Origin of the sequence: Acetobacter farinalis (assembly GCF_011516935.1) — a bacterium.
Taxonomy (GTDB): Bacteria; Pseudomonadota; Alphaproteobacteria; order Acetobacterales; family Acetobacteraceae; genus Acetobacter; species Acetobacter farinalis.
On record NZ_WOTF01000018.1, the window covers coordinates 15,465 to 28,038 of the forward strand.

Here is a 12,574-nt window from a genome sequence, read left to right on the forward strand (position 1 = left end):
CGCATTTCTTTAAAGAAAGATTGAATTATGACAGATTTTGTCAATGATTCCGGGGTTGTATACTCAATTGTTCCTCATACTTTCTTGGGGCTGGTAGTTTCTTATGATGTCACAATTACGGACCCGGACGGGACCGTTACAAATCTGGGGAATATCGGTGCAGGGCAGGTTCTGACAAAAGATGGCGGCGCGCTCTCCATTATTTCCATTCTGGGCCTGGGAGGGAGCACATATGTCGTGCCGCCGGGTGTTACCGGTTCGGTCAACACGCTGCTGTCTGCCCTGACGGGTGTTACGGTTTACGTGGGGGGAACCGCGACAATCAACACGGATGTCTCCGCGCTGAGCGGCGTGACCGTCAATGTGGATGGTGGCAAGGCAACACTGGGCAGCAATGTGGTTCTGGGGGCGCTCTCCGGCTCGGTCATCAATCTGACCAATGGCGGGACGTTCAGTAATGGCGGTGGTCTGATCGGGTTGCTGACAGGGTCAACCATCAACTTTGGTGCAGGTGGTGGGACATTTGTGGCGAATGCCGGGGGGGCTTTGCTGGATCTCTCATCCACTACCATCAACGGGTTCAACAGCGCCAAGGACTATATCTCTTTTGAGAATCTGGCCGCCGCGCCTGTTGAGTATTCCATTCAGAATGTATCCGGCGCGCAGATTATCGAGGTTTTTGATGTCACGGGTAAGCAGATTGCAGATGTGAAGGTTGCCGGACAGACCTTTGCCACGGGCGTATATTCTGCAAATGGCGTTGGCCCGCTGACAGTTTCCAGTGATGGTTCTTCTCTGAGTATCGAAGCTGTGGGGTCTGTCTGCTTCCTGGCGGGCACGCTTCTGCGCACGGACAAGGGCGATGTGGCGATTGAAGATATTCAGGTAGGGGATAGCCTTCTGACATTTGAAACCGGCCAGCCCGTGGCGCAGCCTGTGGTGTGGGTCGGGTTCCAGCGTGCTGAGGTCCGCCCCGGCCTGCCGCAGGATGAAGCCGGATGGCCGGTGCGGGTGCGGCAGAACGCCATTGCGGAGGGCGTGCCCAGCAAGGATCTGCTGGTGACCCCGGAACACTGCCTGTATTTTGAAGGGCAGTTCGTACCCGCGCGCATGCTGGTGAATGGCGAGAGCATTTTTTATGACACAACCATGCGCACCTATACCTACTACCATGTGGAAACCGAACAGCATGCGGTGATCATGGCGGATGGCACGCTGACGGAAAGCTATCTGGATACGGGTAACCGCCGGGCCTTCCATCAGGCTGGAACCGTGGTGCGGCTGCCGGGTCTGGCCCGCTGCTGGGCAGAGAACGCCGCCGCACCGCTGGTGACGGCGCGTGAGGTGGTGGAACCGCTGCACCGGCGTCTGGCGGAGCGTGCGGAAAAGCTGGCGGACGCTGCGGGACGCGCATCCGGGGCAGCACACCCGGTGGCACAGCCTGCCTTTGATGCGGATGCAGGCCTGCATCTGGTGACAGAAGATGGAGCGGTGCTGAGAAAAACGCGCATGCAGAACGGCCGCGTGGTGTTCATGGTGCCCCCGGGTGTGCAGGCGGTGCGCCTTGTCTCCCGTGCCAGCCGTCCGGTGGATGTGCTTGGCCCGTTTGTGGATGACCGGCGTATGCTGGGGGTTCTGGTCGGGCAGATGATCTTTCAGGATGGGGTGGCCCCCGCCAGTGCGGTGGCTCCTGCTGTGGGCACAGTGACTGGCTCGGGCTGGCACGCGGCGGAAGCCGGGCAGACAGCGCGCTGGACCAATGGCGACGCGGCACTCTCACTGGGTGTGCGTCAGCCCGATGCGCTGGGGCTTCTGTCCATCGAGGTGCTGGCGGGTGGGCCGTATCGCGTTCGCACGGCAGCGTCTGTCACATCGTCCGCGGTGCTCTGAGAGAGCCTGAAAGTGTGTGGTCCGGCTGCCTGCGCGCCGGGCCACAGCCTATGTTTTTTACGCCCGCCCTATGGTGTCTGTTGCCGGGGTGGGAGGCGTTGAGGAATTGGGGCGCGGATCTGCCGAGCGCAGGAAGCGCACCGCCAGCGCACCATACAGGGCGTGGCTGCACAGGGCGCGGGACACACCGAACGCCAGAAACGCGCTGGCCAGCAGGGCAAGAGTAATCTGCTGGTTATCGCACATTTCCATGACAATCACGGTGGCGGTCAGCGGGGCCTGTGTTACGGCGGCAAAATAGGCCACCGTGCCCAGCAGCACCACGGCGCCCGGTGTGGTGTGGGGCAGATACTGCGCCACCCAGCCGCCCATGCCAGCTCCTACGGACAGGGATGGCGCGAAAAGCCCACCCGGAATGCCGGAGCAGAAGGACACGATGGTGGCCAGAAATTTCAGCACGAAAAAGGATGCCGGATAGTCACCTGACCCCATGATGATATCCCGCGCCTGCACATATCCGGTCCCATAGGTCATGCCGCCGGAAAGCAGCCCGATCACGGCTAGAACCAGCCCGCACAGGGTGGAAAACAGAACCGGGCGCTTCCCCGCGAACGTGCCCAGGGTGCCCGGCAGCCCGCGTGAAATCCGGATAAGCAGCGCGGAGAAGGAGCCACCGCTCAGCCCGCCCAGCACCCCGCAGGCCAGCACGGCCAGCCAGCTTGCCCCTACCGGCACCACGGAACTGGTATGGCCAAAGTAGGTATAGTTCCCTTCCATGGCGATGGCGGTCACCCCCGCGATCACCACGCAGGTCAGCATGGTGCCGCTGGTACGCTGTTCGTAGGAATGGGCCAGTTCTTCAATACCGAACACGATGCCGGCCAGCGGGGTATTGAAGGCGGCAGCCACCCCGGCGGCTCCTCCGGCCTTGATCAGGGCGCGCTGCTTGACGGGATCATGCACGCCCATGAAGCGCCCGACCGTGTGCATGATGGACGCGCCCACCTGCACGGTCGGGCCTTCACGCCCGATGGAGGCACCCGAGAGCAGGCCAAGGCTGGTCAGAAAGATTTTGGCGAACGCGATTTTCAGCGCGAGAACCTTATCGACAATACGGCAATCATTCAGATGCATGCAGGCAATGGCCTGCGGAATGCCGCTGCCTTGTGCGCCGCGGAACCATTTGCGCGTCAGCCAGGTGGAGAGGGCCAGTCCGCTTGGGGTGATCACCAGCATCAGCCAAGGGCTGGCGGTAATAATCTGGCTGCGCAGGCCAGCTGCGCGGTCTGCCAGAAAGGCAAAGGCCACCGCCACCACGCCAACCATGACGGCCCCTGACCAGTAGATCAGCTTCCGGCGCCAGTTTGCTGTTCCAGCTTTGGCCTGCTGGTGGAAATGACGAAGCTGGGTGGGCGTGACGGGCATGCTGGCAGGCATGAAACTCTCCTGACCGGCCTGACAAATTGGCCTGATGAGAACGAGTGCCTTCTAGCACGTCAGCCCGGCGAGGAAAGCATTGTATGACCGCATAAGCGCATTATCTCAATAAAATGCGTCCTGAAGAGGAAGACTATACATTATTCGGGGCATCCCCCCGGAGTTTCGGGCGCTATAGAGGCGTGTAAAACCTGCGGGGCGGGCGTTGCGGTTTCTGGGGTTTCTGGCCGTGGCCAGAAGACAATGCCTTCATGCTTGGCCATGTTGTCCGGCTCCACATGGATATGCACCAGTGTGTCTCCCATCCGGGTGCGCAGGCCCGCTTCAATCCGGTCACAGATGGTGTGGGCTTCTTCCACCGTCATGCTGCCCGGCACGACCAGATGGAATTCCAGAAAGGTAATCGCGCCGACCACGCGGGTGCGGATGTCATGAGCCTCAATCGCGCCGCGCCCGTTGGTGGCGATGATATCGCGGATATCATCCAGCGTTTCAGAGGAGGGGGCTTCGTCCATCAGTCCGGCGATGGAGTCGCGCATCATCTCCCAGCCCACACGCAGCACGTTGAGGGCAATCAGTCCCGCGAGGGCGGCGTCCAGCCAGATCCAGCCGGTGAGGGGAATAAGCAGCATGCCCACCACAAGCCCGGCTCCTGTCCAGACGTCGGACAGCACATGCTGGCCGCCGGCCTGAAGGGCGGGGGACCTGCGGCGGCGGCCCGCCTGCACCAGTGTCAGCCCCCATGCCAGATTGACCAGCGTGGCTGCGGCGTTGAGCAGGATGCCCAGATACGGCGCGGTGGTCGGGTGCGGGTGTAAAAGGCCTTCTACCGCTTCCCGCCCGATGACAAGCGCTGTCACCAGTACCAGCGTGCCTTCCGCCACGGCGGAGAGATATTCCGCCTTGTAATGCCCGTATGTGTGGTTGTGGTCTGCCGGACGTTCCGCAACACTCAGCGCCCAGAGCCCGGCAAGAGCGGATACCACATTGATGATGGTTTCCACCGCATCGGAATAGAGCGCCACACTGCCGCTGACAGCCCATGCGGCATATTTCAGCGCCAGCGCCACCACACTGACGGCCAGACTGAACAGGGCAATGCTCTTGTTGCTTGCGGGGAGAGGAACTTGCATGGGCCGACTGATAGCAGAGCAGGGATGAAAACGCAGCACCGTTGTGCGCGCCTTGGCCCTCTGGTGGTCTGGCCCTCAGGCGCTGCGGGCCGTTTGCGCCGGAGGAGGGGACGCGGCGCGGGTCAGACCGTGTGCGGGTCTTTCAGATGGCAGGGCGGGTGGTAGTCCGCGCTTTCGATCTGCACGGTGGGGTGCACAATGCCAAAGCGGGTGCGCAGGGTTTCCACCGTGCGTTGCAGCAGCAGGGTTTCCGTCTGCCCGGAGGGAAGGCTGGCCGTGCGCACCAGATGCACGGTGAGAGCTGTCTCCGTGGTGCTTATTGGCCAGATGTGCAGGTCATGCAGGTCCGCAACACCGGGCTGGGTGCGCAGGAAGGTTTCCACGCCTTCGCGGTCCACGGAGCGGGGCACGCCATCCAGCGCCATATCCAGAGAATCCCGCAACAGAGACCACGTGGCCATCACCACCAGCACGGAAATGCCAAGGCTTATGGCGGGGTCTATCCATGTCAGACCTGTCAGCAATACCAGCGCGCCTGCAACCACCACGGCAAGCGAGGTCACGGCATCGGACGCCATATGCAGGAAGGCCCCGCGAATATTGATGTCGTTCTTATGGCCGGAGGCAAACAGCAGCGCCGTGCCTCCATTCACCAGAATACCGATACCGGCCACGATCATCATGGTCTTGCCCGCCACCGGTCCGGGGTGGAACAGGGACTGGATAGCCTCCCACGCAACACCCCCGGTTACGAGCATGAGAATGATGGCATTGGCCAGCGCCGCCAGAATGGAGGAGCGCCGCAGCCCGTAGGTAAAGCGGGCGGAGGGAGATTTTGCGGAAAGATGCTGGGCCATCCAGGCGGCCGCCAGCGCCAGAACATCGGACAGGTTGTGCCCCGCATCCGCCAGCAGCGCCAGCGAGTGGGAGAGCACACCCCATAAGGCTTCCGCCCCCAGATAGACGGTGTTGAGCACGATCCCTATGGCAAATGCCGCCCCGAACGATGTTGGGGTATGGGCATGATGGTGGCCAAATCCGTGATGGTCGTGCCCGTCATGATTGTGACCGTGGTGATCATGTCCGTTGTGATCGTGCGCATCGTGACCATGCCCATCGTGACCATGACTGTGGTCGTGGTCGTGCGTATGGGTGTCGTGCGCATCGCCCCCGGTGGCCTGCGTGATGTGGTCCGCATGGTCGTGCGCCGTGCAGGCGGTATGGTCCGGGTGAGGGGGGAGAGAGGCGGACGGCGGCTGAGACATGTCTTGTCCTTGCGGGGTGGCGGGAATGTGCCCGTTGCGTCAGAGCGCTGTCCGGCATAGGGAAACTCCTTCTCTGTCTATCACATGTGATAAAGGTCGCGCCATGCTCAGACTGACCGAACTGCGGCTTCCGCTGGACCATCCCCCTGAAGCACTGGAAGAGGCCGTGCGGGCACGCCTCGATGTGGCGCCGGATGCGCTGGAGCATTTCAGTGTGTTCCGTCGGGGGCATGATGCCCGGCGGCGCAGCGCGATCATGCTGGTCTATACGGTGGATTGCGCTGTGCGGGATGAAGCCGCCGTGCTGGCCCGCTATCAGGCCGCGCACCCGAAAGACCCGCATGTCACCCTCGCGCCCGATATGGTGTGGCGCTCTCCCGTGGCGGAGGGGGCGGCTCTGGCCAGCAGGCCGGGCTATGTGCGCCCTGTGGTGATCGGGGCCGGGCCGTGCGGGTTTATGGCAGCTCTCATGCTGGCGCGCATGGGCCTGCGCCCGCTTGTGCTCGAACGCGGCAAGGTGGTGCGGGAACGCACGGTGGATACGTTCGCCCTGTGGCGGCGCGGCGTGCTGACACCGGAAAGCAACGTGCAGTTTGGTGAAGGCGGGGCCGGAACATTTTCGGACGGCAAGCTGTACAGTCAGGTGCGGGACCCGCGCTTTCTGGGCCGCAAGGTGCTGGAAGAATTTGTGAAGGCCGGTGCGCCGGAGGAAATCCTGTATCTGGCGCACCCGCACATCGGCACCTTCCGGCTGGTGTCCATGGTGGAGCATATTCGCGCGGAAATTGAGGCTGCGGGCGGGGAGTATCGCTTCGGCACGCGGGTGGACGGGCTGGTGCAGGAGCCGGGCACCGGGCGTGTGAAGGGGGTAAGGACAGCCTCTGGTGAAGTGATTGCATCGGACCATGTGGTGATGGCCGTGGGCCACAGTGCGCGGGATACGTTTGCCATGCTGCAACAGGCGGGTGTGCAGATGCAGGCCAAACCGTTTTCCATCGGTGTGCGGATTGAACATCCGCAGTCCGTGATTGATACGGCGCAGTTTGGCCCCAGTGCGGGCAATGCGCTGCTGGGGGCGGCGGAATATCGGCTCGTGCACCATGCCAGCAACGGGCGGGGGGTTTATTCCTTCTGCATGTGCCCCGGCGGCACTGTTGTGGCTGCGGCCTCGGAAGAGGGGCAGGTGGTGACAAACGGCATGAGCCAGTATTCCCGTGCGGAACGCAACGCCAATTCCGGCATGGTGGTGGACCTGCGCCCGGGTGAGGATTACCCGGATGACCCGCTGGCAGGCATGGCCTTCCAGCGCCACTGGGAGCGCAAGGCTTTTGAAGCGGGCGGCGGGAACTACAAGGCACCGGCCCAGCGCGTGGGAGATTTTCTGGCAGGCCGCCCCTCCACCACGCTGGGGGCTGTGGTGCCATCCTATAAGCCGGGCGTGACCCCAGCGGACCTTTCAACCTGCCTGCCGGAGTTTGCGGTGGCGGCCCTGCGGGAGGCCCTGCCGCTGTTTGATCGCAAACTGAAAGGCTTTGCCATGGACGATGCGGTGATGACCGGCGTGGAAACCCGCACGTCCTCCCCCCTGCGTATTCCGCGCGGGGCAGATGGCCAGTCTCTCAGCACACCCGGCCTGTATCCGGCGGGTGAGGGGGCGGGATACGCTGGCGGCATCCTCTCCGCCGGGATTGACGGCATCCGCATTGCTGAAGCCGTGGCGATGGACATTGCCGGGAAGCCGGTGGAGGGGTTGGGGCTTTAAGCGGGAGCAGACGCAGGTTTTGGCAGCCCCTCCCGCACCGTGCAGGGAGGAGGGGCTTGCGGCGAATGGCACGGGTTTTGGGAGGGGAATTTTTCAGGAGTATTGCCTAATATTTTATTGCAAATGATTCTCATAATCATATAAACGACATCGTCTTCGTGGGAGAAACAATGTCGTGTCTCGTAATGCCTGCCTTTTCGTTGTGCTTGGGATCGCGTTTGCCACCCCCCCACTTCTTGCGGCGGAGCCTGGTAAAAAGGATGCCCCTGAAAAATCCTTCCCACTCAGCAGGCATCAGGGGAAGGCCGCTACCCGCTCAGGGGCTGCGGAGGCGATCAATGTGCTGGGGCGGCGGATTTCCACGTCCGCGTCTTCTGCGACCAAAAGCAACACGCCCCTGATTGACACAGCTCAGTCTGTCTCCGTGATTACCCGGAATGAGATGAATGTGCGGGGTGTGCTCAGCCTCAATCAGGCTGTGCGCTATACGGCCGGTATCACCCCGGATCTCCGTGGCGGGATAGGCACGCGTTATGACCAGTTTCTTCTTCGTGGCTTCAGTGTTCCGACTTTTCTCGACGGGTTGAAAGTGCAGGACAGCCCGACGGGCTATGCCGTTGGCCAGACCGATACGTTCCGTCTGGAGCGGGTCGAACTGCTGAAAGGTCCTGCTTCCGCCCTGTATGGCCAGTCCAGCCCCGGTGGCCTTGCAGCTCTTTCCAGCAAACTGCCTACCGCCAATAGGCTTTATGGCGGTGTGACCGCCACGGGTGGCATGTTTGACCTCTACCGTGTGGATGCGGATGCCGGTGGGTTTGCAACACAGAACGGCTCCGTGCGCTACCGCCTGTATGGAACAGTGAATGGCCAGCACACCCAATTGTCCAAAACGGGCAGTCGCCGCTTTTCCATAAGCCCGTCTGTCAGCTTTGGGGGGGATGGCCCGACCACACTCACGCTTCTTGGTAATTACCAATATGACCCTGAAAGCGGCACTTATGGGGGTGTCCCGCTTGAGGGGTCACTCAAACCTGCGTCTTTTGGCTATCTGCCCGAAAACTTCTATGACGGTGACGTAGGCGTTGAGAAATTCAACCGTAAGCACGGTGCATTTACCTATATCTTTACCCACCGTTTCAATAACGACTGGAGCTTTCATTCGCGCGGCCGCTACGATGATATCAAGGTCGATCAAAGAAGCACCTATGATGCAGGCTATTACAGCAGCCCGGATACAGTGCCGCGCTATGCATATGGAACGAACGAGCATGTGCATAATCTGGCGTTTGACAGCCAGTTCAAAGGGCATGTGAACACGGGCCCCCTGCGGCATACAATGCTGTTCGGTTACGATTACATGTGGCAGCAGGCGGGAGAACTCTACAGTCAGGGAGATGCGCCGGACCTGAACGTGCTTAACCCTGATTCCCACATGGTTTTTCCGGATCAGGTGGTCGCGGCGCGGTATCGGGCGGCTTCGCACCAGATCGGGGCTTATGGTCAGGATGAAATTCAGTGGGGTGGGCTCATTCTCAACGGAAGCTTGCGGAACGACTGGTACCGCTCCCGTCAGATCGAGCGTTTAAGTGCTTCGGATACGCGCCAGCGTTCCAGCCAGATCACATGGCGTGCTTCGGGGTTGTATCACTTCAAGTTCGGTCTTTCTCCTTATATCAGCTACTCCACCTCGTTCCAGCCGCAGTCTGGTCTTGTTTCGGATGATGGCGGGAAAACAATGCGTCAGGCTGCCCCCTCCATCGGGAAACAGCTTGAAGGTGGGCTGAAATATCAGATTCCGCGAACACCTGTCCTCCTGACGGCCGCAGGCTTCCATATTGAACAGACCAACGTTCTTGTTTCTGTTGGCAATCTGCCATACGGCACACAGAGTGGTAAGGTGCATTCCGACGGGTTTGAGTTTGAGGCCCATGCGGATGTCTACAAGGGACTTCTTCTTACAGCGTCTGTCAGCATTCAGAAAGTGCATGATGATTCAACGGGAAAACCGTTGATTCAATCTGGAAAGGGGAATGCTTCGCTGTTTGCCTTCTACACCGTGCCATCAGGTTCCCTGAAAGGGTTCGGCTTTGGCGGCGGTATGCGGTACACAGCAAAGGCTTATGGTGGCGAGGCTGCTTTTGGCAGTGTGTGGGTGCCGCATTATGCGCTTTTTGATGGCTCCATCCGGTATGATCTGTCCAACCTCTCCCCTTCGCTTCATGGATGGACGGCGGCGGCCAGTGTCCGGAACCTGTTTGATAGGCATTATGTGTCCAACTGCATGGCTTATGCCTCGTATGGTCAGGCATTCTGCTATTTTGGTGAACGGCGCAACGCGCAGGCAAGTATCGGGTTTTCGTGGTGAAATCTGCCGGAATTATCTTTCTCGCTTATCTCGGTGCGGCGCTTCTGAGTTTTCTTGCCGCGTACCTTCTGCCTGTCTCGCCAGCCAATGCCGCGGTGGCTGGAATACTGGTGGGGCTGGCCGTCTGGCCGGTTCTTGCCATGTTCGGCTTTGCCCATATACGCACCGGCTTTCGCGCCGCCATGACACAGGTGCATGATATGGCTGGTATTTTCACCGGCTGGCTTATCTACGTAATGACGCTCTCCGGCACACTGAGTGTGTTTCGCTCCGAGATCAGCTTATGGTCCCGCCCGGAGCTGAAGGAGGGGGCGGTGGACCCGGTCAGGGCTACCACGGCAGCACTCTCATGGCTCGGCGGCCATGCCCCGCATGCCTTGGCCTGGTATATTGCGCCTGCAACGGCACGCGCTCCGTTCACATGGGTCTCGTGGGAGGAAGGGGGCTTGTTTCACCAGCGCGCCCTCGATCCTGTGACAGGTTCATCCGAAACTCTGCGGGACACAGTGGGGGGAGATTTTTTTTACCGTTTCCATTTTGAGCTTCAACTGCCCTATCCTTGGGGGCGCTTGCTGGCCGGGATTGGAGCGGTGGCGCTGGTGTTCGTACTTTTGACCGGCCTTGTGGCGCACAGACGAATTTTTCAGGATTTTTTTACCTTCAGGCCTAAAAAAGGGCAGCGTAGCTGGCTGGATGTCCATAATCTGGCGGGTGTGGCGGCCTTGCCGTTTCATCTCACTATCGCCTTTACCGGTGCAGTGACCTTGGCCACGCTTCTTATGCCCTGGGCCGGGTTGGCTCGTTATCCCGATACGGCGGCCTTCCAGAACGCACTGGTGCCGTCTCTTTCCCCAAGTGCACCCACAGGCACGGCAGGTGTACTGGCGCCTGTTGCGCCTGTTCTGGAGGAAGCGTCCCGGCGTTTGAAATCAGAAGGAATAAATCAGGTTTATGTCTACAACCCGTCCGACAGTGCGGCGACTATTGTGATACTTGGTGGGAACAAGGACCGCATTGCATTCGATACGCATGTGCTGCGTTTTGATGGAAAAACGGGAAAACTTCTGGCGGATACACAGGAGACACGGCCCGCTGTTGCGGCGTTTGCCGTATTGTACGGGCTCCATATTGCGCATTTTGCACCGTCTGCCACACGATGGCTGTATTTTGGCTCAGGCGTCCTACTGCTGCTTGTGACGGGCAGCGGGCTGAGATTATGGATCAGGCGCCGCCTGAGGCGGGGGGAGTCACGCCATCTTGTCCTGCTTGAGCGCGCGAATGTCGGGGTGGTGGCGGGCACTCCCATTGCGTTCATAGCGTTCTTTCTGGCCAATCGCCTGCTGCCCGTTGCGCTGCACGATCGGGCAGCGCGGGAGGTTCAGATCGTTTTTGCCGTGTGGGGGCTGCTGGTGTTGGCTGCGCTGGTTTTGCCTGCCCGGAAAGCCTGGAGGATTTTTTCCATTCTGGCTGCGCTGGCTCTTGGCGGTGTGGCCCTGCTCAGTGCTCCGTGGGCGCGGAGTGTGGAGTGCGGTGTTTCTCTTGTTTCACTGTTTCTGGCGGGCTGTTGTGTCATGGCATTCCGTTCCTTGGGGGCGGCTGATGGCAGGGTATGATGCGTTTTGCCTGACCCTCGAATGCTCTGCTGTTTTCCTTATATCCGTGCGGCATCGTGGCGCAGGGTGGGCAGGCGTTGCCTTGTTGGCCGCCAGTCTGGGGCTTGCGGTGATGAAAACAGGAAACGCGGCGTTCAGCGTTATTTTCTGGGTTCTTGCCGCAGGTTTCGCGGTGCTTATGAGCGCTCTTGTGCGCACGGCGCGCCTGCTGCTTCGCTCAGGCAGCCCTGAAGTCAGCGCTCCGTTCCGGGGATGATGCCTGTGGCGGAGGTAGGCTGAACGCCCAACCCGCTACCGCTCGGCAAACTGCTCCACTAGTTCCGTAAAGCGTTTTGGGGCATCGATATGCACCCAGTGGCCTGCGCCGCTGATGGTCTCCAGCGTGTAATGCGGGAACAGGCGACGCATGGCGGGATAGTTGTGCGGCTGGATGTAGGGGGAAATTTCACCCCGGATAAACAGGGTCGGGCCGGAGTAGTGCGTGCCCGGCGGCAGTTCCGGCCAGCCTGTGATGGTGGGCAGGGCAGACATGATTTCTGAAAGCCCGATACTCCATCCGGGGTTTTCACCCAGACGCATGTTCTGCACCATCATCTGTCGGACAGCCTCACCGGGAATCAGCGGGCGGAGCAGGGCATCCGCTCCCGCGCGGTCCAGTGTCGGCGGGAAATCGAGCGTCTCCAGTTCCGCGGGCACATCCATCCGGGTGAAGCCACCCTCACCGGGGGCGATATCCGCCACCAGCAGGCTGTGCACCAGCTCCGGGTGGCGCAGGGCGAGCATCATGGCGGTCTTGCCGCCCATGGAGTGGCCCAGCAGCATGGCGGGCAGGGCGTTATGGTGTTCGAGTGTTTCGCGCACATCATCCGCCATAAGCTCGAAGCTCATGGGGCCGTGGGGGCTGTCCCCATGGTTGCGCAGGTCCAGCGCCAGCGTGCGGCGCGTGGCAGCTAGCCTGCGCTGCACAAAGCCCAGATTACGCGCCCGGCCAAACAGCCCGTGCAGCAGAACAACCGGGGGAAGGGTCTTTGCCTCGGAGGACGCTTCGGGGCCCCGTTCAATCACGTTCAGCAGCACAGTGCGTTTTATCCTTTCAAAAACAAAGGTCT

Annotated in this window: 9 protein-coding genes; 5 read left to right on the forward strand and 4 right to left on the reverse strand. The window is 60.8% G+C overall.

All coding sequences use genetic code 11. From position 1 onward, the window contains the following. The first annotated feature begins 27 nt into the window (after window positions 1-27). Window positions 28-1,890, forward strand: coding sequence for a Hint domain-containing protein (locus GOB82_RS10945; protein WP_166123003.1), 1,863 nt, complete (start codon window positions 28-30; stop codon window positions 1,888-1,890). 57 nt (window positions 1,891-1,947) lie between these two features. Here GOB82_RS10945 and GOB82_RS10950 read toward each other — a convergent pair whose 3' ends face one another. The 3 genes from GOB82_RS10950 to GOB82_RS10960 all read right to left on the reverse strand — a co-directional run bounded on the left by GOB82_RS10950 (window position 1,948) and on the right by GOB82_RS10960 (window position 5,725). After that, entirely contained in the window at window positions 1,948-3,327 is a 1,380-nt protein-coding gene (locus GOB82_RS10950; protein WP_166123004.1) for a chloride channel protein, read from the reverse strand. Between the two features lie 140 nt (window positions 3,328-3,467). After that, the gene (locus GOB82_RS10955; RefSeq protein ID WP_166123006.1) at window positions 3,468-4,460 is read right to left on the reverse strand and encodes a cation diffusion facilitator family transporter; all 993 of its coding nucleotides are present in this window, start codon (window positions 4,458-4,460) and stop codon (window positions 3,468-3,470) included. A gap of 122 nt (window positions 4,461-4,582) precedes the next feature. Continuing rightward, complete coding sequence (locus GOB82_RS10960; RefSeq protein WP_166123008.1) at window positions 4,583-5,725, reverse strand: cation diffusion facilitator family transporter; 1,143 nt, start codon at window positions 5,723-5,725, stop codon at window positions 4,583-4,585. 103 nt (window positions 5,726-5,828) lie between these two features. Between GOB82_RS10960 and GOB82_RS10965 the strand changes: the two genes are divergently transcribed. The 4 genes from GOB82_RS10965 to GOB82_RS10980 all read left to right on the forward strand — a co-directional run bounded on the left by GOB82_RS10965 (window position 5,829) and on the right by GOB82_RS10980 (window position 11,721). Further along, window positions 5,829-7,487 carry an NAD(P)/FAD-dependent oxidoreductase gene (locus GOB82_RS10965; RefSeq protein ID WP_166123010.1) on the forward strand — a complete coding sequence of 553 codons (1,659 nt, stop codon included), beginning with the start codon at window positions 5,829-5,831 and terminating at the stop codon, window positions 7,485-7,487. 175 nt (window positions 7,488-7,662) lie between these two features. Continuing rightward, entirely contained in the window at window positions 7,663-9,852 is a 2,190-nt protein-coding gene (locus tag GOB82_RS10970) for a TonB-dependent siderophore receptor (RefSeq protein WP_166123012.1), read from the forward strand. After that, the gene (locus tag GOB82_RS10975) at window positions 9,846-11,465 is read left to right on the forward strand and encodes a PepSY-associated TM helix domain-containing protein (protein ID WP_265794582.1); all 1,620 of its coding nucleotides are present in this window, start codon (window positions 9,846-9,848) and stop codon (window positions 11,463-11,465) included. Before GOB82_RS10970 ends, GOB82_RS10975 begins: the two co-directional genes overlap by 7 nt. Then, on the forward strand, window positions 11,452-11,721 hold the full coding sequence (locus tag GOB82_RS10980; RefSeq protein WP_166123014.1) for a hypothetical protein: 270 nt from the start codon (window positions 11,452-11,454) through the stop codon (window positions 11,719-11,721). Before GOB82_RS10975 ends, GOB82_RS10980 begins: the two co-directional genes overlap by 14 nt. Window positions 11,722-11,756: 35 nt before the next feature. On the opposite strand, the gene GOB82_RS10985 is transcribed toward GOB82_RS10980, so the two are convergent. After that, on the reverse strand, window positions 11,757-12,542 hold the full coding sequence (locus GOB82_RS10985; protein ID WP_166123048.1) for an alpha/beta fold hydrolase: 786 nt from the start codon (window positions 12,540-12,542) through the stop codon (window positions 11,757-11,759). Between the last annotated feature and the right edge of the window lie 32 nt (window positions 12,543-12,574).